The sequence below is a fragment of the Propionivibrio pelophilus DSM 12018 genome, from assembly GCF_059569095.1.
The window spans coordinates 29876-55791 of the sequence record NZ_JCANUT010000013.1 but is presented as its reverse complement, the minus strand read 5'-3'; the positions used below and the strand labels follow the sequence as shown (position 1 = coordinate 55791).

Below are 25916 nucleotides of genomic sequence, written 5' to 3'. Positions count from 1 at the left end.
GATTCACAAGACAAATAACTTAGAAGCTATATCGCACTTCTGAATAGACACGGTCTTGTCCGTCATACTGCCCGAAGAGGCCCTGCGGCGGCCCCTGGAAAATATCGGCTCCAACGGCCAAGCGCCAATTCCTCTCGAAATTCCACAGTACCTTCGGACGGAAGAGCCAGTCAGTGCGGTTCAAACTGGTAATCCATAGCGCCTGCGCCTCGATATCGCCGAATTTCCGGTTAAGCAACAGCGACATCCCGTTCTCGTGTTCGTCTGAAATCAGGTCCGAGTCGTAGGAAAAATACTTCCGCTGGAATACCTGGAAGTTGAAGCGCGTCTCCGCAGGAAGGGTGAAATCCAGCCCCACGGCCCAATCCAGCGTGTTCTGTGGCACCACGCCGTTGCTGTCCGTTACATCCAGAACGGAGAACTGGCGACCGCGGGTATAGACCATCTCGCCTTTCAGGACGACATCGCCGAAATCCTTCGCCAACGTCCCGCCGTACTGATGGATCCGGTCATGCTTCGCTTCATAAATGTACGTTCCGGGAACACTGGCCGCATCACGATAAAAAGTCGGCGAGACATCCCTGCTGCTGTAAGCAAAACCGGAAATATCCCAGCCGTTGGTCAAGGTCGAGAGGCGAATGCCATAGTTGGAATTGGCGAGATTCCGTGCAGGGCGATCCTCGTTTTTATAAACGACATTCACGCCTGCCGGCTGGATCTGATACGGATAGAACTCGGCGCCTGGCTTGCCGATCTCGTCGTAACTGGCGACGGGTATCCAGAGCAATTCGGCATGAAAATCATCGTTGAAGTATTCCGCACGCGCCGCCCACTGGGGAATCCGCATCATGTCGAACTCGGGAAGAATGAACTCCCGCATATCGCGCGCTGAAACGACGTCGGCAAAGAACATCCCGACCATTTCTCCCCAGACGACATGCTGTTTTCCGAGACGATAATCCCAGTTCCCGGCGCTCACATCGAGATAGTTTTCGCGTAGATAGATATTGAACCGTTGGTCGTGCGCGACACTGCTCGAGTAGTATTCATCTGCACTGAAAACCGCGTCGTAGTCGACGCGCGCACCGAGCTTCCATTTGAGTCCATTGCCGAGGTTGCCCTGCCCCGAGAAATCACCGCGCGTGATCATCTTCGACCAATGCGACGGGGACTCGGTCGTATGCGCCATTTCCACTTGGATAAAGCCCCTGAGCCCACGCCCCCCCGAAGTGATCGGCTTTTCCTCGGCTTTGTCGTCCGCAAACAGATCGTCACCGAAAAGCGCATCCAGGCTGTCCTCGCTCTTTTCCTGGGAACTCGCTGCCAGCAAAATACTTGAGGCCGAATCACTCGCCCCGGCCGGGAAGGCCAGTGACAATGCCGAGCAGGCGGCCAGCATCGAGAAGGTGTTTATACGCATTTTGTATCCTTGAATGTCCTTTTAACTTTGAGGGCGGTGGCGAGCCAGCGACCATTTCTTTTCTTGCGAACGGACACCGAGGATGCTGACCGCTCCGTCCTCGACACGGACAAGCCGGTCCGCCTTGGAAATGACACGCTTGTCGTGCGTCGAAAAGATGAACGTCGTATTGAACTTCCGGTTGATCTGCTTCATCAGGGTCAGAATCTCTTCTCCGGTCTTGTGATCGAGGTTGGCGGTAGGTTCGTCCGCCAGCACGATTGCAGGGAGAATCGCCAGCGCACGGGCTATGGCGACGCGCTGCCGCTGGCCGCCGCTCAACTGGTTCGGACGATGCTCCGCATATTTGGCGAGACCAACGATATCAAGGAAATAATCGACTCGCCGCTTTCTTTCCGCCGGAGACACATCCTTGCGCTGAAGCAACGGATACTCGACATTTTCCGCGGCGGAAAGAACCGGCAGCAGGTTGAACGTCTGAAAGATGAAACCGATCGTGCGATTGCGCAAGTCGGCCAGTTGGTCCGGTGTCTTGCCGCTGACATCGACGTCGTTGATGAAGATTTTTCCGCTCGTCGGGCTGTCAATACACCCGATAAGATTGAGCAGGGTCGTCTTACCGCTTCCTGATGGACCGGCGATCGCCAGAAACACCCCGGGCTCGAAAGACAGCGTAATGTCCTTGAGCGCTTGGACTTTCTGATCGCCGAGCAGATAATCCTTGTATACGTGTTCAATGCGGACAACGCTCATGTCTGACCCTCTGCCGGTCTCGAGCCGGCAACTTGGCAGTAAAGGAAAAACCATGGAAATCATGACCATCCGACATCAATGTGTCAAGGCAGCCGTGACAATTGCATCATCGCTCTCGTTGTTTGCAGCACTCCCTGCCTTGGGACAGGATTCAGTTTCGGTAGCGGCCGACGATCCTGTCGCCAAAAACATTGTTGAGAAGGCCGACCTGGTGCGTTTCCCGGCAGAGGGATTCCAGGTCGAGGTCAGCATCACGACCTCAAAAAAGGGAGAGGACCCCGAAGCCCGAAAATACCGGGTTCTGTCGAAGGGCAACAGCAACACGGTCGTGATGGTGACGGAACCAGCCTCCGAGCGCGGCCAGATCATCCTGATGAAGGGGCGCGACCTGTGGGTATTCATGCCGGATGTTTCACAACCGATCCGGATCGCCCTGTCGCAGCGCCTGACTGGGCAGGTCGCCAACGGCGACTTGGCGCGCGCAAATTTCGCGGGCGACTACCATGCGAAGATCATCCGCACCGAAACCATCGACGCGGAGACGTACCACGTCCTGGAGTTGAATGCGGTGGATCGCGGCGTCACCTACCAGAAGGTGATCTACTGGGTCCGCCAGAAAGACAATTGGCCGTTCAAGGCCGAGTTCTATTCGTTGTCGAATCGCCTGCTGAAAACGTGCAAATACGAACGCTTCCAGATGATGGAGGGACGCGAACGCCCCACACGGCTGGTCATGGAGGATTCGATGCGTAGCGGCGAACAGTCGGTTCTGGAATATGAACGGATGAAACTGCGTGACCTGCCGGACAAGGTGTTTACCAAGGATTACCTGAAGAAGCTCGATTGAGGAGTTTCTGACTTATGAGAAACATTTGTCATTCCGGCGAATACCGGAATCCAGAAACTTCAATGAACTGGACCCCGGCCTTCGCCGGGGTAACGAATACTTCAACCTTTCTTAAGGCGAATTCAGCGTCGACGGGGTGATCCTGAGACAGCCTTGATCAGCCCCCTCGCCGCCTGCTCGCACAAATCGAGAACGACTTCGAATCCTTCCGGCCCGCCGTAGTACGGGTCGGGAATTTCTTCCTGCTGGGTATTTTCGGCGAAATCGAGGAACAGTCCGAGTTTATGCAGATGCTCCGGCGGACATATCCGGCGCATGAACGCCAGATTCTGCCGATCCATCGCCAGAATACGGTCGAACCGGTGAAAGTCCCCCTCTTCCAGGCGCCGGGCACGTAAACCGCCCAGATCGTACTTGCGCTTTGCCGCAGCCTTTCTTACCCGCTGATCGGGAGACTCGCCCTCATGGTAAGCGTGCGTACCCGCCGAATCGACCTCAATAGCCCGCGAAATCCCGGCTTGGCGTGCAAGGGTTCTGACAACCACTTCCGCTGCTGGCGACCGACAAATATTGCCCATGCAGACGAGAAGAACGCGATGCGCCGCCAAGCTTGACTCCATCCAGCTGCTCAACAGTTCAGACCTTGTAAGCCTTCAAGGCCGTCTCGATCTCCTGACTCATCCGGCTGAGGTCATGTACGGCTTCTGCCGTGCTGCCCGCCGCGGCCGTGTTGCGCTCGGTCATCTGGGCGATCTGCTCGATCCGTTGCGAGATCGAGGTGCTCGCCGCGCTTTGCTCGCGCACGGCTTCCGAGATCTCTTCCACGGCGCCGACCACGGTCCCCGATCCTTCCTTGATGTCGCTGATCGACCGGCCTGCCGCTTGCGCGTTCTCCACGCCCGCATCGACTTCCCGAACCGCGGCGGCCATAGTATCGACCGCCTGTTTCGCGCTGCCCTGCATCTGTGCCAGCAGTGTAGAGATTTCCTGCGTCGACTTGGAGGTACGTTCGGCCAGTTTGCGCACCTCGTCGGCGACCACGGCAAAGCCGCGTCCTTGCTCACCGGCACGCGCTGCTTCAATCGCCGCATTGAGCGCCAGCAAGTTAGTCTGGTCGGCGATTTCCTTGATGATATTGGCCACCGAGGAAATGCTCTCGCTATCGTGGCGCAGCGCATCGATCCGTTCGGACGCTTCGCGCACGGACTCGGAAATGGTCTGGATACCGCTGACGGTGGTCAGGATCACCTCTGCCCCTTGGTCAGCCTTGTTCCGCGACTCCTGGGTATGCAGGCTGGCGTCCTGTGCCTGGGTGGCAACCATCGAGATACTGACGGTCAACTCTTCGATCGCTGCGGCCATCCCTGACGACGCATCGCTTTGCAGCTGCGAGTTTTCGGCGATTTCCTTGGAGGTCGTATCTACCTCGGCGGTAATCGCCGACATACGAGCCGAAACGGCCTGGATCTCGGCAAAACTACTGCGCAACTTGGCCAGAAGCTCGTTGTAGGCCTGTAACGTGGCGCCAACCTCATCTCTTGAACGGACCTCGATGGTGTCGGTAAAGTCGAGTTCCGTCGCAGTACGAATGATGGCCTTCTGCATCACCGCAAGCGGACGAGTTATTGAACGCCCAACAAAGAAACCGAACACGCCAATACCAAGCACCCCGACGATCGCCGCCGCTACCGTAATCATCAAGGTTCGAGTAAAAGCAGAGCCTGCTGATTGTTTAACTGCAGCCACATTCTCCGTGTTGATCTTTACGAGTACATCAAACGATTTTGACAAGCGCTCGTGCAATGGCCCGATATCCCGCTGAACCATTTCAAGGGCTGTCTGCGTTTCTCCAAGCCCTGCTAAGGTGTTGATTTGCTTTAGACGAGTAACGAACGAGATGAGGCTGAGCTTGGCTTCGTCCAGCGCCTGTTTTTCGCCCTCATCCGTAACGTGTTCACCGTAAACATTAATCTGCTTGATCAAATCGTTGTTACCCTGATCGAGAGCCTGCTCGATCTCTTTTCCCTTGTCAGCATCTGTTGTTGTAGCCCGGTTATATAGTTGGGGAATCAACGCAAGATAAGCACTACGCATGTCGCTGACTTTTAGCAGCGACGGAACCGACTCGTCGGCGATTTTCACCATGTTGGCGTTGACGGTTTTCAAACCATAAAGGCCGAAACTGGACACCGCCGCCGACGTCACCATGGCTATCCCAACCAGCAACCAGATTTTTCTGCTTATCAACATTTTTCGGTTATCCCTCTCTGAAAACAGCAAGCCTGATAAAACGCGAGCCAAGCGAATCAAATGAAAAAATAAAAAAAACGTCAACAATCGTGAAGGCGATTCACGAAGGAGTCAACAATTTTCCTAATCGGGAAACGCCTGAAACCCGCACTGGATAAAGAAAAAAGAGAAAAAACAAAGCCGTCAAGGGCATCCACACCCTGACGGCTTGGCAATTCAGACTATCCTGCGTCACTCGATCGAAATACGCCGTGACTTGGCGATCGACCGCTTCGGAAGCTGGAGTTCCAGAACACCGTTGTTGTACTTGGCGACCACCGCGGTGTCGTCCACATCCTGCCCCAAGCTGAAAGACCGCGACAACCGGCCGAAATAACGCTCGCTGCGCAGGAGTTTGTCGCCCTCCTTCACTTCCTTCTCGTTTTTGACTTCGGCGCTGATCGAGACCAGCGCGCCATCGACAGTGACATGGATGTCTTCCTTCTTCACTCCCGGAATCTCGGCATGAACCGTATATGCCTTGTCATCCTCGCTGACGTCGATCTTTATCTGTACCTCTTTCTGGCTTTCCAGACGTACCGGACGCAGGAAGAAGCCCCGGAACAGATCGTCCAACGCATCGTCAGGTGCGTTATAGCGTGAAATATTCGCCATCCTATCCTCCCGTTGATGAACCGGGCGTGGCCCGCACATTTTCAATATGAAGGAGGCGCCCGGCGATTTCAAGGAACCGCCGGATAATGGACAGACTCAGGTCGCCACGTTACTCCGTCTCGTCGATCCAGGCCTGCTGGATGGCCTCCAGGATCTTTTCCCCACAGTGTTTTTCCATATCGTCGAAGCCCGGCAACTGCATCACCCAGTGCATCAAATCAACGAAATTGACCTTCGTCGGGTCGATCTCCGGATGCATCTCGGCGAGTTCGATTGCGATGTCGTTGATATCGGTCCATTTCATCGCTTCCCCTCCTTGGCCATATTGATCGAATAGCGCGGAATCTCGACAACCAGCGGCGCCTTGTTCACGATGGCCTGACACGACAGCCGGGAATTGGGCTCCAATCCCCACGCCTTGTCGAGGAGATCATCCTCCGCCTCGTCAGAGGGTTCGAGTTGATCGAAGCCTTCTCGCACGACGACGTGACAGGTGGTGCAGGCACAGGACATTTCGCAGGCGTGCTCGATGGCAATACCGTTGTCGAGCAGGTTCTGGCAGATCGATTCGCCCTCCTTGGCCTCAATCATTGCCCCGTCAGGACAGATTTCAATATGCGGCAAAACGATGATTTGCGTCATGCGTGTTCTCCCTTTTTTTCCGGTGAAGCCTCGGTTCCGGGAAGATCCTCGATCCGCTTGCCGGCCATCGCTTTCCGGATCGTCTTGTCCATGCGCTGCGCCGCGAACTCCCGGGTTTCAGCTTCCAGGTCGTTCATCGCCTGCGAAATCAGCCGCCGATCCTCGCCCAGGGCGGCTGCCTGCAACCGGCCGATGGCGGTATCGATCGTGACGAATTGCTCGTCGGTCAGCAGATCGCGATCGCTCTTCATCGCCGACTGGACGGCTTCGATCAGCCGCTGAGCCTCGACCTGCGCCTCCTTGAGCGCGCGCCGCAACGCATCGTCCTTCGAGTGCGCCATCGAATCCTTGAGCATGTTGGCGATTTCATCGTCCGACAACCCGTAGGACGGCTTGACCGTGATGCCGGCCTCGACACCGGAAATCTGCTCTCGCGCGGAAACGGAGAGCAGGCCATCCGCATCGACCTGGAAGGTCACGCGGATTCGGGCCGCCCCGGCAACCATCGGCGGAATCCCGCGCAGTTCGAAACGGGCCAGCGAGCGGCAATCCGTCACCAGTTCCCGCTCGCCCTGCACAACTTGCAGAGCCATCGCCGTCTGGCCGTCGCGGAAGGTGGTGAACTCCTGCGCGCGGGCCACGGGAATCGTCGAATTCCGCGGAATCAGTTTCTCCACGAGTCCGCCCATGGTTTCCAGGCCGAGCGAGAGGGGGATCACGTCGAGCAACAGCCAGTCGTCACCCGCATTGCGGTTCCCAGCCAGCAGATTGGCCTGTGTCGCCGCGCCGAGCGCAACGACCTTGTCCGGATCGAGATTGTTCAACGGCTGCTGCTGGAAGAACTCGCCGACAGCACGCTGGATCTGCGGCATGCGCGTCGCGCCGCCAACCATGACGACGCCCTTTACCTCGGATACAGACAGCCCGGCATCGCGCAACGCCTTCCTGACCGGCTGGATGGTCTTGGTCACGAGCGTCCTGGTGATCTCGGTAAAGACCTCCGTGGTGAGCTTGAGATCGACGCGCTCGCCGCTGTTGAGCCGCGCCGCGATCGGCGCAACGCCGTGGTTGGTCAGATACTCTTTGGCTTCGCGGGCGGAGGTCAGAAGCAGTCGGGCATCTTCCGCCGACAGCGGATTGAGCTTCGCCGCTTCGAGAATCCAGCAGAAGATGCGCTGGTCGAAGTCGTCACCGCCCAGCGCAGAATCGCCGCCGGTCGCCATCACTTCGAAGACGCCGCGCGAAAGCCGGAGAATCGAGATGTCGAAGGTGCCGCCGCCGAGGTCGTACACCGCGTAGATACCTTCGGCGGCGTTATCCAGCCCGTAGGCGATCGCGGCCGCGGTCGGTTCATTGAGCAGCCGGAGGACGTTCAGTCCTGCGAGTTTCGCGGCATCCTTGGTCGCCTGGCGCTGCGCGTCGTCGAAATACGCCGGCACGGTGATGACCGCGCCGACGAGTTCGCCCCCCAGCGATTGTTCGGCCTGATGGCGCAGCGTGCGCAGGATGTCCGCCGATACCTCGACCGGGCTTTTCACGCCGGCCGCCGTATGGAGGCGAACCATTCCCGGAGCGTCCTCGAAGACATAGGGCATCGATTCACGATGGGCGATATCGGCAAGCCCACGGCCCATGAAGCGCTTCACCGAAACGATCGTGTTCCGCGGATCGCGCGCCTGCTCGGCCTGAGCCGCGTAGCCGACATCCGTGTTGCCGTCAGGATGATAGCGAACGACGGATGGCAACAACGGCCGTCCGAGCTCGTCGCCCAAAACGACCGACAAGCCGCTCCTGACCGTCGCCACCAGCGAGTTGGTCGTGCCGAGGTCGATGCCGACGGCCAGTCGATGTTGATGGGGTGCTGCCGACTCACCGGGTTCGGCAATATGCAGAAGTGCCATGAATATCCTGTTGTTTTAGCTTTTACGCTTCAAGCTCGGCCAAGCCGTCATCGATCTCGGCAAGGAGTTTTTCAAGAAACATCAGGCGACGGATGCGATCAGCCGCCTGAATGTAGTCGTGTTGATCGTCCAGCAGTTCGGCGAGCTGCTCGTAGCGTTTGCTCATCCGTTGCCGGACGCGGTGGTGCAGTTGTTCCAGTTCGCTGTATTCGCTTGCCTGGCGCGCTTCGGCAACCGCCTCTCGCCATTCCATCTGCTCCATCAGGAACTCGGGCGGCATCGCGGTATTGTTTTCCTTATCGACATCGTTCCCGGCGAGGCTAAGCAGGTACTGGGCGCGCAGCAACGGATTCTTCAGTGTCTGGTAAGCCTCGTTGACGCGCGTTGCCAGTTGCAGCGACCTGCGACGCTCGGATTCGGCCGCATGCGCGAACCGATCGGGATGCACCCGGGCCTGAAGCTCGCGAAAGCGTTTGTCCAGCGACAGGGGATCGACGCGGAACGCCGGCGTCAGGCCAAACAAGGCGAAGTGGTCGGAGTTGAAATTGAGCTCGTCACGAGGAGAATCCACCGGGCCGCCCTTTCAGAAGAATCGCATCGGATGTCGTTTCCTCCACCGACGCTCAGACGTTAAAACTCTCGCCACAGCCGCACGCGTCCTTCACGTTCGGGTTGTTGAACTTGAACCCCTCGTTCAATCCCTCGCGGGCGTAGTCGAGCTCCGTGCCGTCAATATAGGGCAAGCTCTTCGGATCAACCAGTACCTTGACGCCATGCGACTCGAACAGGATGTCGTCCGGTTCGGCGGCATCGGCGAATTCGAGCTTGTACGCCACGCCGGAACAGCCGCTGGTGCGCACACCGAGACGCAGGCCGATGCCTTTGCCGCGCTTCTGCAAGTACTTGGCAACGTGTTTCGCCGCGTTTTCGGAAAGCGTTACTGCCATTTTTTCTATCTCCTCACTCTCTGTGGGTCGCTTATTCGCCCTGCTTCTTGCGGTAATCGGCCACGGCCGCCTTGATCGCATCTTCGGCCAGGATCGAGCAGTGGATTTTTACCGGCGGCAAGGCCAGTTCCTCGGCGATCTGGGTGTTCTTGATCTCCAGCGCCTGGTCAATCGTCTTGCCCTTGACCCATTCAGTCACCAGCGACGACGAGGCGATCGCCGAACCGCAACCGTAGGTCTTGAACTTGGCATCCTCGATGACGCCATCCTTGCCGACCTTGATCTGCAGCTTCATCACGTCACCGCAGGCCGGCGCGCCGACCATGCCGGTTGCCACGCCTTCCTCTTCCTTACCGAAAGAGCCGACGTTGCGCGGGTTCTCATAATGATCCAGTACTTTTTCGCTGTATGCCATGATAAAACTCCTTTCAGTCGCGGCAGGCGGTCATTTCCGGCCTGCCGAATGGTAATCAGTGCGCGGCCCACTGCACGGTGTTCAGATCGACGCCTTCCTGCACCATCTCCCAGAGCGGCGAGAGCTCACGCAGTTTGCCGATCTTCTCGTGCAGCAGCTTGATCGCGTAGTCGATTTCTTCCTCCGTCGTGAAGCGGCCGAGAGTGAAGCGGATCGAACTGTGCGCCAGTTCGTCGTCGCGCCCCAGTGCGCGCAACACGTAGGACGGTTCCAGCGAGGCCGACGTGCACGCCGAACCGGAGGAAACCGCCAGATCCTTGATCGCCATGAGCATCGATTCGCCCTCGACGTAGGCGAAGCTGACGTTCAGGTTATGCGGCACGCGGTGTTCGAGATCGCCGTTGATATAGACGTGCTCGATGTCCGAGACGCCCTTGAGCAGCCTGTCGCGCAGGGCGCCGATCCGCTTGTTTTCGTCGATCATTTCCTCGCGTGCAATGCGGAAGGCTTCGCCCATGCCGACGATCTGGTGCGTCGCCAACGTGCCGGAGCGGAATCCGCGTTCATGACCGCCTCCGTGCATCTGGGCTTCCAGGCGGACGCGGGGTTTGCGCCGGATGTAGAGTGCGCCAATGCCTTTCGGGCCGTAGGTCTTGTGCGCCGAGAAGCTCATCAGATCGACCTTCAGGGCACTCAGATCGATATCGATCTTGCCGGTCGCCTGCGCCGCATCGACATGGAAGATGATGCCCTTCTCGCGGCAGATCTCGCCAATCTCGGCGATCGGCTGGACGACGCCGATCTCGTTGTTTACGAACATCACCGAGACCAGGATGGTATCCGGACGCAAGGCCGCCTTGAACACGTCAAGATCGATGAGCCCATTCTCCTGAACATCCAGATACGTGACTTCGAACCCTTGACGCTCCAGTTCGCGGCACGTGTCGAGAACCGCCTTGTGCTCGGTCTTGACCGTAATCAGGTGCTTGCCCTTGCCCGAATAGAAATTCGCCGCCCCCTTGATCGCCAGGTTGTTGGACTCGGTCGCGCCGGACGTCCAGACGATTTCCTTCGAGTCGGCATTGACCAGTCTTGCCACCTGCTCGCGCGCTTCCTCGACCGCAGCCTCGGCTTCCCAGCCGAACGAATGCGAACGCGATGCCGGGTTGCCGAATTTCTCGACCAGATAGGGAATCATCTTTTCCGCAACGCGCGGATCCATCGGTGTAGTCGCCGAGTAATCCAGATAGATCGGCAGTTTCAGCATTTTTTTGCTCCGTTCCTCAAGTTTGTCAGTTAGACCGCGATGGCGGTCAAATGCTGCAATCGGGTGACGGTATCGCGTAGCGACACCAGGAATCCATCAATCTGCTCCATCGTGTTTCCCGTTCCCAGGCTGATCCGCACGGCGCCGCGCGCGATATCCGCGGGAACGCCCATCGCGCTCAGTACGTGCGAAGGCTCCGGATTGGCACTGGAGCAGGCCGCACCACTGGCGACCGCGTAACCGGCCCGGTCGAGTTGAGCCACCAGCGTTTCGCCATCCAGATGGGGCAGCGAAAAATAGCTCGTATTCGGTAACCGCTCGACGCCGACAGCGAAAAGCCGGGCTCCAAGACTGACCAGCCCTTGCTCCAGACGGTTCCGCAAACCGGCAAGAAAAGTGCTTGCCTGATCCATACGCTGGATGGCGATTTCGGCGGCTACGCCAAAGCCGACGATTGCCGCGACGTTTTCCGTCCCGGAACGCAATCCGCGCTCCTGTCCTCCGCCGGCGATCAACGGCTCGATTTCCACACGCTTGTCGACGATCAACGCGCCTGCCCCTTTCGGCCCGCCGATCTTGTGCGCCGACAGTGTCAGGGCATGCACGCCGCTGGCGTTCAGTTGGCGGAAATCGACCGGGATCTTGCCGAAGGCCTGCACCGCGTCTGAATGAAACAGTGCCCCCGAGGCGCGCGCACGATCCGCCAGCCCGGGAACATTCTGCACGACGCCGGTCTCGTTATTGGCCAGCATCACGGAAATCAGTCGCGGCTTTTGCGCCAAGGCCTCGACAAGGGACGACGACTCGACGCACCCATCCGCATCGACGCCCAACTCGACGAGTTTCCAGCCGCGACGGACGAGTTGTCCGGCGGGCTTTGTCACACACGGATGCTCGACGGCGCTGATCGTCAGGCTGGCCGGCTTGAAGAGCGCCGCACTGCCCTTGATGAACAGATTGTTCGCTTCCGACCCACCACTGGTGAATACGACCTCCGTGGGATGCGCACCGACGGCCGCAGCCACCCGGTTGCGGGCGTCGTCAATCGCCTTGCGCGCCGCGCGACCGTATTCGTGACGGCTGGACGCATTGCCGAACTGCACGCTCAACCACGGAAGCACGGCCTCCAGCACCGCCGGGTCGAGCGGCGTCGTCGCGTTGTGATCGAGATAAACGGTAGCGGCCATCGTTCGCTATCAGGCCAACGCGGAAAGGGAACGTTCTCGCCCGCCCTCATTCGGACGACGCGCATCCTTGAGCAGGGCGACGTCACCGCCGACTTTCGTCAACTGCTTGGCCACCAGATCGGCCAACGAGACCGACTCAAGATACTCGTACATCTTGGCGTTCAGGGTCATCCACAGGTCGTGCGTCATGCAACGCTCTTCTTCCCTGCAATTCTCCCGGCCACCGCATTGTGTGGCGTCGAGCGCTTCATCGACGGCGCGGACGATGTCCGCCACCGAAATACGGGCCATCGGCCGCGCGAGGCGGTAACCACCGCCCGGGCCGCGGACACTGTCGACCAGTTGATGCCGGCGCAATTTTCCGAACAGTTGCTCAAGATAGGACAGGGAAATCCGCTGCCGCTCGCTGATTCCGGCCAGCGTCACGGGACCTTCACCGCTGTGCAGCGCCAGGTCGATCATCGCCGTAACGGCAAAACGTCCTTTGGTTGTCAGTCGCATGCTTCCTCCTTAATACCCTATTAGTTTTGTCAACTATCGGACAAGTTCCCGAAATTAGTCAACAATTTTGCTCAGGTATTTCGGATCGAACTTGTCGGCCGTCGCCAATTCGTCCTCAATGCTGACACCACTCGATTCCAGCTTCTTGAGCAGCGCTTCGATACGCCGGTCGGTTTCCACCGCGTGATCGAGCAGCCCGTGGATTGCCTTGGCCAGCGGATCATCCTGACTGGTCGACAAGGCGTAGGCGGAAAACCCCATCTGGCCGGCCTTTTCCTCGCGCTTTTGCGCCTGCTCGCTGTCGATGATGCGCGCCGGGTTTCCCACGGCCGTGGTTCCTGGCGGAACGTTTTTGACCACGACGGCGTTCGAGCCGACCTTGGAGTTTGCGCCGATGGTAATCGGCCCGAGCACCTTCGCCCCGGCACCGACAACAACGCCGTCTTCCAGCGTCGGGTGGCGCTTTCCCTTGTTCCACGAGGTTCCACCCAGGGTGACCCCGTGATACAGCGTCACGTCGTCGCCGATCACCGCTGTTTCGCCAATGACCACGCCCATACCGTGGTCAATGAAGAAGCGCCGGCCGATCGTCGCCCCGGGGTGAATTTCGATCCCGGTAAGGAATCGCGCGAGATGCGAAGTGAAACGCCCCATCCAGCGGAACTGACGGATCCAGAACCAATGCGCCAGGCGATGCATCATCACCGCGTGCAGGCCCGGATAACAGGTCAGCACTTCCCACGACGTCCGGGCGGCAGGATCGCGCGCAAATACCGAGCGTATGTCTTCTCGCAGGCGGCTGAACATGAAAGGAGTCTCCAGAAGGCTTAATGGGCGATTCTAAAATACCCGACTTTTTCTATCAAGATTTAGAACTTCGGCGGCAGCTTCCGTTCCACGGCATCGAGAATGCCGCGCAGGATGTTGATCTCGTCGCGTTCCAGATCCACCCGACCGTAGAGCCGCCGCAATTTCGCCATCAGGCGCTTCGGCTGGGCCGGGTCGAGAAAGCCGGTATCTACCATGACGCGTTCGAGATGGGTGTAAAACCGCTCGATGTCGTCGCTGGTTGCCAGTGGCGAGGCGAAGGGAACCGTGCGGCTCACTTCCGCCGGCCGACCGACATGCGCCGCCAACCGGAGTTCATAGCATAGCAGTTGCACCGCCGCCCCCAGATTAAGCGACGTATAGTCCGGATTGGCGGGAATGAACACGGTACGTTGACAGCGCTGGACATCCTCGTTCGACAGCCCGGCGGTTTCGTTGCCGAAGACCAGCGCCACGTCGCCTTCGAGCGCCTTTTCCAGAACCAGCGGAGCCGCCTCACGCGCCTGCAACCGGGCCGGGCCGAGGTTGCGATGACGCGCTGACAGCGCAACGGCGAAGACAGCCCCTTCCAGCGCTTCATCGAGCGTCGAACAAACGACCGCATTTTCCAGAACATCGTCGGCCCCTGCCGCGCGAGAAACCGCTTCCGGATCGGGAAACTGTTTCGGGGAGACGAGATACAGCTTCGACAGCCCCATCGTTTTCATCGCCCGCGCCGCAGCGCCGATGTTTCCGGGGTGACTGGTTCGGGAAAGAATGATGCGCACACGCACCAGATCGGAACATTGACCTGAAATGCCGTTATCAATCAAAGACGGGGAAGGCTGGTTCATATTAAAATACGCGATTCCAAAAACGAAACGGGCGACCCGGAATTCTCCGTCCGCCCGCCGGACTCTTTAAAAGACACGCCATGCATCCAGCTCTGAACATCATGATCAAGGCCGCCCGCCGGGCCAGCCAGATCATCAACCGCGCCGCTCAGGACGTCGAGCATCTTCGGATCACACCGAAGAAGTACAACAACGATTTCGTCACCGAAGTCGACAAGGCCGCCGAAGCCGCCATCATCGAGATCCTGCGACAGGCGTATCCGGACTACGGGATTCTAGCAGAAGAGTCCGGCGCCTCGGACGCCAGCGCTGGCGGCAAGGACTACCAGTGGATCATCGATCCGCTCGACGGCACGACAAACTTCATCCACGGCTTCCCGCAGTACGCGGTGTCGATCGCCCTGACCTACAAGGGTGTGCCCAACCAGGCCGTCGTCTACGACGTCGTGCGCAACGAACTGTTCACCGCCAGCAAGGGCGGCGGCGCCTTCCTCAACGAGCGCCGCATCCGCGTCACCAAGTGCGACCGCATGGAACAGGCGCTGCTCGGCACCGGTTTCCCGTTCCGCAACTTCGAGCACGTCAAGCCGTACCTGGGGATATTCAAGGATTTTGCCGAACGTACCGCGGGAATCCGTCGTGCCGGCTCGGCGGCGCTCGACCTCGCCTACGTCGCCTGCGGACGCTTCGACGGCTTCTGGGAAATCGGCGTGCTGCCGTGGGATATCGCTGCCGGCGCGTTGCTGGTGACCGAGGCTGGAGGTCTGATCAGCGACCTATCCGGCGGTGACCAGTACCTGAAGACCGGCAACCTGGTCGCCGGCACGCCGAAGATTTTCGCGCCGATGCTGCAGGTCGTCGACAGCCACCTTACCCCGACCCTGCAGGCCTGATCTTCATCACGTTCCAAACACAGACTCAGCCCTTGATGCAGATCAACGGGCGCAGTCTGGTAACGAGGCCGGCCAGTCCGGCCTCATCCGACGCCTCCACCACCGCGCCGACATCCTTGTAGGCGCCCGGCGCTTCCTCGGCGACACCACGCAGACTCGGACTGCGAATCACGATGCCGCGCGCCGCCAGTTCCCCGACCACGGCACGACCGTTGAAGCGCTTCAACGACGCATTGCGGCTCATCGCCCGCCCGGCGCCGTGACATGCCGAGGCGAAGGCATGCACCCCACCCGTCGGCATCGCTCCAGCGAGGATATACGACGCCGTACCCATGCTGCCGCCGATCAATACCGGCTGCCCGACAGCGCGATACGCCGGCGGCAATTCCGGATGCCCCGGCCCGAAGGCGCGTGTCGCGCCCTTGCGATGCACGAACAGTCGCTGTTCCCGGCCGCCGACGACATGCGTTTCCTCCTTGCAGGTGTTGTGCGAGACGTCGTACAGCAACGGCAAGCGGCTCCCCGGAAAAACCTCGGCAAACGCCTCCCGTGTCAGGTGCGTGAGAATCTGCCGGTTGGCGAGGGCACAGTTGATCGCTGCGCGCATCGCGCCGAGGTAACGTTTGCCGAGCGGCGATCTCAATGGGGCGCAGGCCAGTTCGCGATCGACCAGCTCAACGCCCGACAGGGGCGCGGCAATCGCCATCTCACGCAGGTAATCAGTGCCGATCTGGTGGCCGAGCCCGCGCGAGCCGCAATGCAGGCTGACGACGACATCACCGGTCGTCAGCCCGTAGGCGCTTGCCGCGACCGGATCGAACACCTCATCGACAACCTGGACTTCCAGGTAGTGATTGCCAGACCCGAGCGTACCCATCTCGTCGCGCTGGCGCTGGCGCGCCTGCTCCGACACGGCCGTTGGATCGGCACCGGCAACCACGCCGTGCTCCTCGATGCAGCCCAGATCTTCGGTACAGCCGAACCCCTCGCTGACGGCCCAGCGCGCGCCGCCGCGCAGCATGGCGTTCATGCCATCGGCGGAGAGCCGCAGTTCGCCGGTACTGCCGACGCCCGCGGGGATGCGTGCATACAGCAGGTCGGCCAGACGTTCCTTGGCCCGCTCGACATCATCCAACCGCAGCCCGGTGCGCAGAGTTCGCACCCCACAGGAGATGTCGAAACCGACGCCGCCAGCCGAAATTACCCCTCCCGCCTCGGCATCGAACGCCGCAACGCCACCGATCGGGAAGCCGTAACCCCAATGCGCGTCGGGCATGGCATACGCCGCGTCGACGATCCCCGGCAGGCTGGCGACATTGGCCAGTTGCTCGGCAACCTTGTCGTCCATCGCCTGCAACAACGCGGGCGAAGCGAAAACGACCGCCGGAACGCGCATGCGCCCATGCTTTCGCATCCGCCAGGCACAGGCTGCAATCTGCTCAAACGTTGAAATATCCATCTCCGAATTCCTTGTAGCGTGCCGTGATCAGACATCGACGACGCACTGCGCCAACCAGCTTCCATCGGCCTGCCGGGCGACCCGCAACTCGCAGAACGACACTCCCTTCACCTCGGCCGCCGGCTGATGGCGGCCAACGTCCACCGCTTCGCCCCAGGTACGCGCCTCCAGAGTGCCGCCCTCGATCGTCACCTCGAAGCGCGAGAACAACATGTGTCGCGTGGCCATCTCGAAGACCAGTGCATTGAGCCAGTCGGCCAGTAACAGGTCGAGTTCCGGCGCTGAGCAGGCAATGATCACGGCCTCGCGCGGCTGCACCGTACGTGGATCGCAGATGACCGCGGTCAGCGCCGTCGCCGCCCCGGCAAAAGCCTCGGCGAGCGACACTCCGACTCCGCGGACGCCGACGTCGGCTTCATGTTCGAATGTTTCCCAGCTCACTCCATCCTCATGATCCTCACGATGCCGGCGCTGCCTGGCGACAACGCTGCAGGCAGTCGATCACTTCGGCATCGCTTACCTGTCCGAACTCGCGATAAAACTGCCCGACCGCCTGGAACTCCCACGGCGCATCGAGGCAAACCGTTTCATCGGCATCCTCTTCCACTCTTCTCAGGCTGTCCGGCGCCGCCACGGGAACCGCGCAGATCAGCCGCTGCGGCGTCCGCGCCCCGACGGCGTGCAGGGCGGCGATCATCGTTGCCCCCGTCGCCAGCCCGTCATCGACGACGATAACGATGCGCCCGGACGGATCAGCCGGCGCCCGGTCGGGCGAGTATAGCGCCCGACGCTGGCGCAGTTCCGCGAGACGGGAGGAACGCTCCTTCTCCAGCCACGACGATTCGGCCTCATCGGCATCCGCGATGAACGACCAGCCGCTCTCGTCGATTGCGCCGATCGCATATTCCCGATTCCAGCACGAACTCAGCTTATGCACGAGGACAACGTCCAACTCGCCATGCAACGACGTCGCCAGCACTTCGCCCATCGGCACACCGCCGCGCGGGATGGCTAGTATCAGCGGATTCTTGTCGCGATATGCGGTCAACTTCGCCGCCAACTGCTTTGCGGCATCGAGACGATCGTTGAAGAACATTTTTTCCTACCGGCTTTCAGGGATCCGCCCCGGTTGCAGCAGCTCGATCTTGAACTCCGCCTCATACGGCGGCACGTTGCATTCGATGATGTCGGACGGCGCAATATCGAGTCGGACGCCGACCACATCGGTGCGCACCGGCAGCCGGGTCACGCCGCGATCGACCAGGGTGACGACGCGAATCTCCGCCGGCTGGCGGCGCGCCAGATACTCGACAACGCGAAGCAGCGAATGCCCGGTAAACAGGACATCGTCGACGACCAGCACCGTATGGCCGCGCAATTCCGGGGTCGGCTGTCCCTCCGCTTCCGCCAGCCGGGTTTCCGGGAACAGCAGCGTCAGGTCGTCGGCGTAGCGCTTGACGGCGAGGTCCAGGCGTTGCGGCGGCACGATCCCGAAGCGCTGGATCATGCGTTCCGTCAGGCGCTCGGCCAGCGGCGCCCCGCGGCGCAACACGCCGACCACGGCGACACGCTCCCGTCCGGTCAGCAGCCCGGCCGCGTCGCAAGCCATCGATTCGATGACGGATTCGAGTTGTGCGGTATCGTAAAGGCACGTGCGTCTGCCAGCGGGTCGGTCCATGACGTTCTCCCTCCTGAGGGCGTTGCCCCACGGTTTCATCATAGACAACCCGACCTCCATGCACCTCCCCGTCCGCCGACAACCTCTATAATCCGCTCTCTCCACTCAGCCACCCTGAGGGCGCAACCATGACCACCCCACTCCAACAAGACGACGCACTGCTGATCGTCGATGTACAGAACGACTTCCTACCCGGCGGAGCGCTGGGCGTACCAGAAGGTGACGCTGTCGTCGCGCCGCTCAACGCACAGATTGCCCGCTTCACCGCTGCCGGCCTGCCGATCTTCGCCACCCGGGACTGGCACCCGGCCGATCATTGCTCTTTCCAGCCGCAAGGTGGCCCGTGGCCTATTCACTGTGTAGCCGAGACGGCAGGCGCGCAATTTGCGGCGACCTTGCAACTGCCGCCTGACGCCGCCGTCATCAGCAAGGCCGCCCTGAGCGACGCCGACGCCTACTCGGGCTTCGCCGGAACCGACTTGCACGCGCACCTGCAAGCCGCCGGGGTTCGCCGGCTCTTTGTCGGGGGGCTGGCCACCGATTACTGCGTGCTGAATTCCGTACTCGATGCACGGCAACTCGGCTACAACGTTTTGTTATTGACCAACGCCATGCGTGCCGTGAACGTCCAGGCGGACGACGGCGCGCGCGCCATGGTGCAAATGCTGGCGGCTGGCGCCGTCACCGAGGAGGATTGATCTTGAAGACTGCCGAGGAAAGCGTACTGCTGACCGACCTGTACCAACTGACCATGCTCCAGGCGTACTTCGACAAGGGCATGAACGACACCGCCGTGTTCGAGTTTTTCGTGCGCAAGCTGCCGGACAACCGTCATTTCCTGCTCGCCGCCGGGCTGGAGCAGGTGCTCGACACACTGGAGAACTTCAGCCTTTCGCCGCACGAACTCGACTGGCTGGCCAACTGCGGACGCTTCCATCGGCCCTTCGTCGATTCGCTGGCCGACCTGCGCTTTACCGGCGAGGTCTGGGCCATGCCGGAAGGCACGCCGTTCTTCGCCGACGAACCGATCCTGCGGATCGTCGCCCCGCTGCGCGAAGCGCAACTGGTGGAAACCCGCATCATCAACCTGCTGCAATACCAGACACTGATCGCCACCAAGGCCGCCCGGGTGCGCCTCGCCGCGCCCGACCGGCTGCTCGTCGATTTCGGTTTGCGCCGCGCCCACGGCGCCGAGGCCGGCATGCTCTCAGCGCGCACCAGCTTCCTCGCTGGCTTCGAGGGCACCTCGAACGTCCTCGCCGGCGCGCGCTGGGCCATCCCGCTGTACGGAACCATGGCGCATTCGTTCATTCAGGCGCATGTGGACGAAATCGCTGCCTTCGACGACTTCTCCCATTCCCACCCGAACGCCACCACGCTGCTCATCGATACCTACGACACCGAAGCCGCCGCGCGGGCCATCATCCCGCTCGCGCGCAAACTGGCCACCGACGGCATCACCATCCAGGCCGTGCGCCTCGACAGCGGCGATCTCGACCAGCATTCGCGCCGCGTCCGGAAGATTCTTGATGAGGGCGGTCTCCCGAACATCCACATCTTCGCCAGCGGCAATCTCGACGAATACGCGGTCACCCGCCTGGTCAACGCCGGCGCGCCGATCGATGGCTTCGGCGTCGGCACGCGGATGAACACCTCCGATGACTGCCCTTATCTCGAATGCGCCTACAAGCTGCAGGAGTATTCCGGCGGCGCACGGCGCAAGCGTTCGGAAGGCAAGGCCAGTTGGCCGGGGAGAAAGCAGGTGTTCCGGCGCTACGACGCCGACGGCCTGATGATCGGTGACACGCTGACCACGGAAAACGATGAAGCAGCGGGCGAACCGCTGCTCGAATGCGTGATGCGCGCCGGAAAGAGGCAGAAGCCGTCACCCACGCTGGCCGACGTGCGGGAATACACGCGCGGACAGCTTGCGCGGCTCCCGGACGCCCTGCGCGGCGTCGAAGCCGCACCACGCTACCCGGTCGAGGTCTCTGCCGCGCTGCATGCGCTGGTCAAGGAAGTCGATCTGCGCGACCAGCGACCTTCATGACGTCATTCCGGCGCAGGCCGGAATCCAAGAGCGGCTTCTGAGGCATCCCGCTGGGTCCCGGCTTTCGCCGGGACGACGAGCGAAAAGCAGCCTCATTCCGGCACAGGCCGGAATGACGTGTGCTGCTTACGCTGCGCTGTTCTCCAGCGGCTTCTTCAGCAGGAACAGCGCAAACGCCGTCACCACCGTACCAACGACAATCGCCACCGTGTAACCGAGCAGCCCCGATACGGCATTCGGCATCGGCAGGACGAAGATGCCGCCGTGCGGGACGTGCAGTTGCGCGCCGACGGCCATCGAGATCGCCCCGGTAATCGCCGAACCGACCATGATCGACGGAATCACCCGCAGCGGATCCTTGGCGGCGAACGGGATGGCGCCTTCGGTGATGAACGAGATGCCCAGCGCGGCGGCCGCCTTGCCGGCTTCACGCTCGTCGGCGGAGAAGCGGTTGCGGAACAGCATGGTCGCCAGGGCGATACCGAGCGGCGGGGTCATGCCCGCAGCCATGATCGCAGCCATCGGCTCGTAGATCTGGCTGGCCAGCAGGCCGGTGCCGAAGGTGTAGGCCGCCTTGTTGACCGGGCCGCCCATGTCGAAGGCCATCATGCAGCCGAGCAACAGGCCGAGGACGATCGCGCTGCTGCCCTGCATGCTCTTCAGCCAGGCCGAGATGGTGGCGAGGATCGAGGCCACCGGGCCACCGACCACGTAGTACATCAGGAGGCCGGTGATCGTCGCCCCGAGCAGCGGCAGGATCAGCACCGGTTTCAGGCCGTCGAGCGTGCGCGGCAGCTTGATTGTCTGGCTGAGCCAGCGCACGGTGTAGCCGGCAATGAAGCCGCCAACGATGCCACCGAGGAAGCCGGCGCCGATGCCATCAGCGATGACGCCGGCGATCATCCCCGGCGCGATGCCGGGACGGTCGGCGATGGAGAAGGCGGCGTAGCCGGCGAGAATCGGCACCATCAACTGGAAGCTGGCCTTGCCGATCCAGAACAGGTTGGCTGCCAGCGTGCCTTTGTACGCGTCCTCATAGACATAAATGCCGCCGAGCGCGAAGCCCAGCGCAATAAGCAGGCCGCCGGCCACGACGAACGGAATCATGTAGGAAACACCGGTCATCAGGTGCTTGTAGACGCCGGTGCGTGACGCCGATTGCGCGGCCTTGGCGTCCAGCGCCTGGTCGGCCAACCCTTTGTCGCTGCCGGCCTTGACGCTCTGTACCGCTGCCTTTGCCAGCGCTTCCTGGACGACGGCGGCGCCGTCGTTGATCGCTGCCTTGGTGCTCGTCTCGTAAATCCGCTTGCCGGCGAAGCGCGTCTTGTCGATCGTCGTGTCGGCGGCGATCAGCACGATGTCCGCGGCCGCCACATCATCCGCCGTCAGCGCGTTCTGCGCCCCAACCGAGCCCTGCGTCTCGACCTTGATCATGTGCCCCAGCTTGGTAGCGCCGTGCTGCAAGCCTTCGGCGGCCATGAACGTGTGCGCGATGCCGGTCGGACACGAGGTGATGGCGACGATGCGCTGCGGCCCGCCCTGCTTCGACCCCGGTACGGCAGCCTCCTTCAACGCGCTCTGGATCACCGCGGCGCCGTCGTTGATCGCCGCCTTGGTGCTCGTCTCGTAAATCCGCTTGCCGGCGAAGCGCGTCAAATCGACCGTGGTATCGGCGGCGATCACGACGATATCCGCCGCCGCCACGTCGGCTTCGCTGAGTTGATTCTGCGCGCCGACCGAGCCTTGCGTTTCGACCTTGATCGTGTGGCCAAGCTTGACCGCCGCCTGCTCCAGCCCCTCGGCGGCCATGAAGGTATGCGCGATGCCGGTCGGACACGAGGTAATCGCTACGATGGTTGCCATATGAACCTCCTTGATAAAACTGTTTAGGTTAACGTTTCAACTAGTTGATTAAAAACTTTATTGTTTTTCTATAGACACTTTTTCAGCCAGCGCGCGAACCTCCGCGTAGCCGGGCAAATGCGGCCCGAGGCGCGTCAGCTTGCCGGCAGCGAACGCCGTCGCCAGCCGGGCACAACCATCGAGCGGCAGCCCGTCGATTTGTGCCGCGACGATGCCGGCGACCATCGCATCGCCCGCCCCGACCGAACTGATCGGCTCGACCGGCAACGGCTGGGCGACAACTGCCTGCTCCGGCGAAACGAACACTGCCCCCTCGCTGCCCATCGACACGGCCACGGTCTGCATGCCGGGATGCGCGGCGATCAGTGCGCGCGCCGCGTCGATCACCTCGGCGATCGAACCAAGCTTCCGGCCCAGATGCTCGGCCAACTCGTCGCGGTTCGGCTTGACGATCTCCGGCCCCGCCTTGAGCGCCTCGGACAACGCCGGGCCGCTGGTGTCGAGCAGCACCTTGCCGCCGAGCGCATGCACATGCCGGATCAGCAAAGCGTAGGTCCCGACCGGCCAGCCCGGTGGCAAGCTGCCAGAAAGAACGACCCAGCGCAGCGACACCGAAAGCGTCTTCATGACGTCCATCAAGGTCGCAATCTGAACGGCGATCTCCTTCTCCGTCAGACTCGGTCCGGGCAGGTTGATGTCCGTCGTCTGCCCTTTATCGGGATCGACGACCTTGGTATTCACCCGCGTGTAGCCGTCGATGTACAGACAACGGTTGTCGATCCCCTTGGCCTCGAACAACGCCTCGAACAGCGCCGGGTTCTGCCGCCCCAACTGCCCCGTAACGGCTACCGGTACCGCGTAGTCGGCCAGGCAGGAGGCCACGTTGATCCCCTTGCCACCGGCGTCCTGCTGGGCGCGCTGAGCGCGGTTAACCTCGCCGACGAGAAGATCGCTGACCTCGATGGTCAAATCGACCGCCGGATTGAGAGCAACACAAAGGACGGTCGCCGGTCCTGCGGCATGTTTCACCGGACTCATAGCGCACGCACCTCGGCGGCGCTGCGGGCGGCCAACGCGCGCTGCGCCAGCTGCTGCATCGCCGAAAACGTTTCGGCACGGATCACCGTCTTCACCGCCGCCACGTCCTGCGCGCTCATCGACAGCTCGGTCACGCCGAGCCCGGCCAGGATGCGCGCACCGAGCGGATCGCCGGCCAGCCCGCCACAGACGCCGACATGGATGCCGGCCGCCTCCGCCGCTTTCGCCGTCGCCCCGATCAGTGCCAGCACCGCGGGATTCAGCGGATCGGCCTGCGCCGCGAGCTGCGGATGCTGGCGGTCCATGGCCAGCACGTACTGGGTGAGATCGTTGGTACCGATCGAGAAGAAATCCACCTCGCGGGCGAAGCGGTCGGCCATCACCGCTACGGCCGGTACTTCGACCATGATGCCGAGCGGCACCTTCGGTGCGTTCAGGGCGCTGCGTACCTGTTCGCACTCGGCGCGCAGGGCCGCCACCTCGGCCAAATCGGTGACCATCGGGAACATGATCGACACCGGGCCGTGCGCCGCCGCGCGGTACAGCGCACGCAACTGGGTACGCAGAAATTCCGGACGGGCGAGCAGCAGGCGCGCGCCGCGCACGCCGAGGAAGGGGTTTTCCTCGCGCGGCAGGTCGAGATACGGCACCTGCTTGTCACCACCGATGTCGAGCGTGCGGATGATCAACGGACGACCTTCGAGCGCCGCCAGCGTGTCGCGATAGACGACGTACTGCTCCTCCTCGCTCGGCGCAGTCTCTCGCTCCAGGAAGAGGAATTCGGTACGCATCAACCCGACGCCCTCCGCCCCTGCCTCGACCGCAGCGGCCGCCTGCTTGGCGTTGGCCACGTTGGCGAAGACGCCGATCGTGTGTCCGTCGGCGGTCGTCGCCGACTGGTGGCGGTCGGCACGCATCGCTTCGTTGCGCTCCGCCTGCGCAGCAATCGCGGCCCGCGCTGACTCGATGTCGGCGGCACTGCAATCGAGATAGAGGGAACCCGCCGTACCGTCAATCACTGCTTCAGCCCCGTTTTCAATCTGCAGGAGTGAGGGACCGGCGGCGACCAGCGCTGGCAGGCCGAGCGTGCGGGCGAGGATCGCGGTGTGCGAGGTCGGACCGCCACTGCTGATCGCCAGACCAACCACGTAGCGCATGTCGAGTTGCAGCGTGTCGGACGGCGTCAGATCTTCCGCAACCAGAACCGTCGGCTCGCGCAGAACCATTGCCCGGCGCTCGACGCCGAGCAGCGCGGCGATGACCCGTTCACCGGCATCCTTGAGGTCCAGCGCGCGGGCTGCCAGCAACGGATCGGGCAACTGGCGCTGTTGATCGACGCGTGCGTCCAGCGCCTTCTTCCACGCCCAGGCGGCGCCGTGGCCGCGCATGACATCGCCAATGGCCGAGCGCAGAAGCAGCGGATCGCCGACCAACTCACGCTGCGCCGCGAAGATGGCTGCTTCGCCCGGGCCCAGCCGGCGACGGGTCTCGGCTTCCATCTCGGTCAATTCGGTCGCGACCTTACCCAGCGCGCCTTCCAGCGCCGTTCCTTCTTCTATCGCGCCAGCCGAGCGATCCTCGACGACCAGCGCTGCGCTCTCGTGGCGCACGATCTTGCCGACCGCCAGCCCCGGACTTGCCGCCACGCCCTGCTGTACACGGGCCGCCGCTACCGGCTTCCACACCGGCGCGTTGGCGCGTGCCTTGGCCGCGGCAACGCGTGCCCGCTCGGCGTCGGCGATTTCCTCAGCCGAGAGCCGGGTTATGGTTTCTGCCAGGTCACCCACAGCCGCTTCGGCACCTTCTCCGCGTGCAGCCAGAACGAGCTTGCTGCCACAGACGATGCCCAACCCGAGCAGGGTGGTCAGCGCCTTGGCGTCGGCATGTTCGCCATCCTTGAGCACGCGTATCTCGCAAGCGTGACGCTTGGCCGTTTCCACCCACTGGGTAGCGGGCCGGGCATGCAGGCCGTTCGGGTAATCGAGCACGATCTCCAGTTGCGCGTCGGCCGGCCACGGCGCGGCGGGCGCTACCGCCGGCGCATACGGGGTATCGGTCAAGGCGGCGATGATGCGCTCCGGATCGGTGCAGGTACACAACTCCTCGATCGCGCCATCCTGTTGCATCAGCCGGGTCAGGCGACGCAGGATGGCGATGTGCTCGTCGGATTGCGCAGCGATCGCCACGATCAGCCGTGCCAGCTTCCCCTCCTGCCACTGCACACCCGCCGGCACCTGAACGACAGCGATGCCGGTATTCAATACATGATGCCGGTCCTCGATCATCCCGTGCGGGATGGCCACACCGACACCGAGAAACGTATTGGACACCGCCTCGCGCTTCATCAGGCTCTCGACGTACGGCGGCGCGATGTAGCCGGCCTCAACCAGCAGGTTCCCGGCGAGGCGGATCGCCTCTTCCTTGGTCTGAACCGGCGCCTGGATGACCACACATTGCTTTGTAATCGTTTCCATTTGACCCCCAAAAGAA

The 25916-nt window shown here is 61.7% G+C and carries 27 protein-coding genes; 4 read left to right on the top strand and 23 right to left on the bottom strand.

Translation table 11 applies throughout. The features are described from left to right. Nucleotides 1–19: 19 nt before the first annotated feature. Both BO74_RS07995 and BO74_RS07990 read right to left on the bottom strand, forming a co-directional pair. Nucleotides 20–1420: a DUF1302 family protein gene (locus BO74_RS07995; protein WP_496441362.1), complete on the bottom strand. Its 1401-nt coding sequence runs from the start codon at nucleotides 1418–1420 to the stop codon at nucleotides 20–22. A 21-nt stretch (nucleotides 1421–1441) separates the two neighbouring features. Then, nucleotides 1442–2173: an ABC transporter ATP-binding protein gene (locus BO74_RS07990; protein WP_496441360.1), complete on the bottom strand. Its 732-nt coding sequence runs from the start codon at nucleotides 2171–2173 to the stop codon at nucleotides 1442–1444. 52 nt (nucleotides 2174–2225) lie between these two features. On the opposite strand from BO74_RS07990, the gene BO74_RS07985 reads away from it, so the two are divergent. Next, a complete protein-coding gene (locus BO74_RS07985; RefSeq protein WP_496441358.1) occupies nucleotides 2226–3020 on the top strand; it encodes an outer membrane lipoprotein-sorting protein in 795 nt (264 codons plus the stop codon). Nucleotides 3021–3142: 122 nt separating this feature from the next. Here BO74_RS07985 and BO74_RS07980 read toward each other — a convergent pair whose 3' ends face one another. The 14 genes from BO74_RS07980 to BO74_RS07915 form a co-directional block, all read right to left on the bottom strand. Continuing rightward, complete coding sequence (locus BO74_RS07980) at nucleotides 3143–3640, bottom strand: low molecular weight protein-tyrosine-phosphatase (RefSeq protein WP_496441357.1); 498 nt, start codon at nucleotides 3638–3640, stop codon at nucleotides 3143–3145. A gap of 16 nt (nucleotides 3641–3656) precedes the next feature. Further along, complete coding sequence (locus BO74_RS07975; RefSeq protein WP_496441356.1) at nucleotides 3657–5270, bottom strand: methyl-accepting chemotaxis protein; 1614 nt, start codon at nucleotides 5268–5270, stop codon at nucleotides 3657–3659. Nucleotides 5271–5501: 231 nt separating this feature from the next. Beyond that, nucleotides 5502–5924, bottom strand: coding sequence for an Hsp20/alpha crystallin family protein (locus BO74_RS07970; protein WP_496441355.1), 423 nt, complete (start codon nucleotides 5922–5924; stop codon nucleotides 5502–5504). Nucleotides 5925–6033: 109 nt separating this feature from the next. Beyond that, nucleotides 6034–6228, bottom strand: coding sequence for a Fe-S cluster assembly protein IscX (iscX, locus tag BO74_RS07965; RefSeq protein WP_496441354.1), 195 nt, complete (start codon nucleotides 6226–6228; stop codon nucleotides 6034–6036). Next, on the bottom strand, nucleotides 6225–6566 hold the full coding sequence (fdx, locus tag BO74_RS07960; RefSeq protein WP_496441352.1) for an ISC system 2Fe-2S type ferredoxin: 342 nt from the start codon (nucleotides 6564–6566) through the stop codon (nucleotides 6225–6227). Before fdx ends, iscX begins: the two co-directional genes overlap by 4 nt. Further along, a complete protein-coding gene (gene hscA / locus BO74_RS07955) occupies nucleotides 6563–8467 on the bottom strand; it encodes a Fe-S protein assembly chaperone HscA (RefSeq protein ID WP_496441351.1) in 1905 nt (634 codons plus the stop codon). The genes fdx and hscA overlap by 4 nt, the downstream gene beginning before the upstream one ends. 22 nt (nucleotides 8468–8489) lie before the next feature. Next, entirely contained in the window at nucleotides 8490–9038 is a 549-nt protein-coding gene (gene hscB, locus BO74_RS07950) for a Fe-S protein assembly co-chaperone HscB (protein ID WP_496441349.1), read from the bottom strand. Nucleotides 9039–9090: 52 nt separating this feature from the next. Continuing rightward, on the bottom strand, nucleotides 9091–9414 hold the full coding sequence (iscA, locus tag BO74_RS07945; RefSeq protein WP_496441348.1) for an iron-sulfur cluster assembly protein IscA: 324 nt from the start codon (nucleotides 9412–9414) through the stop codon (nucleotides 9091–9093). A gap of 31 nt (nucleotides 9415–9445) precedes the next feature. Then, nucleotides 9446–9829, bottom strand: coding sequence for a Fe-S cluster assembly scaffold IscU (gene iscU / locus BO74_RS07940; RefSeq protein ID WP_496441346.1), 384 nt, complete (start codon nucleotides 9827–9829; stop codon nucleotides 9446–9448). A gap of 55 nt (nucleotides 9830–9884) precedes the next feature. Then, the gene (locus BO74_RS07935; RefSeq protein WP_496441345.1) at nucleotides 9885–11096 is read right to left on the bottom strand and encodes an IscS subfamily cysteine desulfurase; all 1212 of its coding nucleotides are present in this window, start codon (nucleotides 11094–11096) and stop codon (nucleotides 9885–9887) included. Between the two features lie 29 nt (nucleotides 11097–11125). Further along, the gene (locus BO74_RS07930) at nucleotides 11126–12283 is read right to left on the bottom strand and encodes a cysteine desulfurase family protein (protein WP_496441344.1); all 1158 of its coding nucleotides are present in this window, start codon (nucleotides 12281–12283) and stop codon (nucleotides 11126–11128) included. A 9-nt stretch (nucleotides 12284–12292) separates the two neighbouring features. Further along, on the bottom strand, nucleotides 12293–12784 hold the full coding sequence (gene iscR / locus BO74_RS07925; protein ID WP_496441342.1) for a Fe-S cluster assembly transcriptional regulator IscR: 492 nt from the start codon (nucleotides 12782–12784) through the stop codon (nucleotides 12293–12295). A gap of 54 nt (nucleotides 12785–12838) precedes the next feature. Further along, complete coding sequence (gene cysE, locus BO74_RS07920; protein ID WP_496441340.1) at nucleotides 12839–13591, bottom strand: serine O-acetyltransferase; 753 nt, start codon at nucleotides 13589–13591, stop codon at nucleotides 12839–12841. Nucleotides 13592–13653: 62 nt separating this feature from the next. After that, nucleotides 13654–14445, bottom strand: coding sequence for an RNA methyltransferase (locus BO74_RS07915; protein WP_496441339.1), 792 nt, complete (start codon nucleotides 14443–14445; stop codon nucleotides 13654–13656). Nucleotides 14446–14525: 80 nt separating this feature from the next. Here BO74_RS07915 and BO74_RS07910 point away from each other — a divergent pair, with 80 nt between their 5' ends. After that, nucleotides 14526–15338: an inositol monophosphatase family protein gene (locus BO74_RS07910; protein WP_496441338.1), complete on the top strand. Its 813-nt coding sequence runs from the start codon at nucleotides 14526–14528 to the stop codon at nucleotides 15336–15338. Nucleotides 15339–15363: 25 nt separating this feature from the next. On the opposite strand, the gene BO74_RS07905 is transcribed toward BO74_RS07910, so the two are convergent. From BO74_RS07905 to BO74_RS07890, 4 genes are read right to left on the bottom strand one after another with little or no spacing between them, the layout of a single operon-like run. Beyond that, the gene (locus BO74_RS07905; RefSeq protein ID WP_496441336.1) at nucleotides 15364–16797 is read right to left on the bottom strand and encodes an RtcB family protein; all 1434 of its coding nucleotides are present in this window, start codon (nucleotides 16795–16797) and stop codon (nucleotides 15364–15366) included. Between the two features lie 27 nt (nucleotides 16798–16824). Beyond that, on the bottom strand, nucleotides 16825–17238 hold the full coding sequence (locus BO74_RS07900) for an archease (RefSeq protein ID WP_496441335.1): 414 nt from the start codon (nucleotides 17236–17238) through the stop codon (nucleotides 16825–16827). A gap of 16 nt (nucleotides 17239–17254) precedes the next feature. After that, nucleotides 17255–17893 (bottom strand): phosphoribosyltransferase, encoded by a 639-nt coding sequence (locus BO74_RS07895; protein WP_496441333.1) that lies wholly within the window; start codon nucleotides 17891–17893, stop codon nucleotides 17255–17257. Nucleotides 17894–17899: 6 nt separating this feature from the next. Then, complete coding sequence (locus BO74_RS07890; RefSeq protein WP_496441332.1) at nucleotides 17900–18475, bottom strand: phosphoribosyltransferase family protein; 576 nt, start codon at nucleotides 18473–18475, stop codon at nucleotides 17900–17902. Between the two features lie 128 nt (nucleotides 18476–18603). On the opposite strand from BO74_RS07890, the gene BO74_RS07885 reads away from it, so the two are divergent. Together BO74_RS07885 and BO74_RS07880 are read left to right on the top strand one after the other, a co-directional pair. Beyond that, complete coding sequence (locus BO74_RS07885) at nucleotides 18604–19173, top strand: isochorismatase family protein (protein WP_496441331.1); 570 nt, start codon at nucleotides 18604–18606, stop codon at nucleotides 19171–19173. A gap of 2 nt (nucleotides 19174–19175) precedes the next feature. Next, complete coding sequence (locus BO74_RS07880) at nucleotides 19176–20525, top strand: nicotinate phosphoribosyltransferase (RefSeq protein ID WP_496441330.1); 1350 nt, start codon at nucleotides 19176–19178, stop codon at nucleotides 20523–20525. Between the two features lie 126 nt (nucleotides 20526–20651). On the opposite strand, the gene BO74_RS07875 is transcribed toward BO74_RS07880, so the two are convergent. From BO74_RS07875 to ptsP, 3 genes are read right to left on the bottom strand one after another with little or no spacing between them, the layout of a single operon-like run. Next, nucleotides 20652–22388, bottom strand: coding sequence for a PTS fructose-like transporter subunit IIB (locus BO74_RS07875; RefSeq protein ID WP_496441328.1), 1737 nt, complete (start codon nucleotides 22386–22388; stop codon nucleotides 20652–20654). A gap of 57 nt (nucleotides 22389–22445) precedes the next feature. Next, nucleotides 22446–23426 carry a 1-phosphofructokinase gene (gene pfkB, locus BO74_RS07870; RefSeq protein WP_496441327.1) on the bottom strand — a complete coding sequence of 327 codons (981 nt, stop codon included), beginning with the start codon at nucleotides 23424–23426 and terminating at the stop codon, nucleotides 22446–22448. Next, nucleotides 23423–25900 carry a phosphoenolpyruvate--protein phosphotransferase gene (gene ptsP / locus BO74_RS07865; RefSeq protein WP_496441326.1) on the bottom strand — a complete coding sequence of 826 codons (2478 nt, stop codon included), beginning with the start codon at nucleotides 25898–25900 and terminating at the stop codon, nucleotides 23423–23425. Before ptsP ends, pfkB begins: the two co-directional genes overlap by 4 nt. Nucleotides 25901–25916 lie beyond the last annotated feature (16 nt).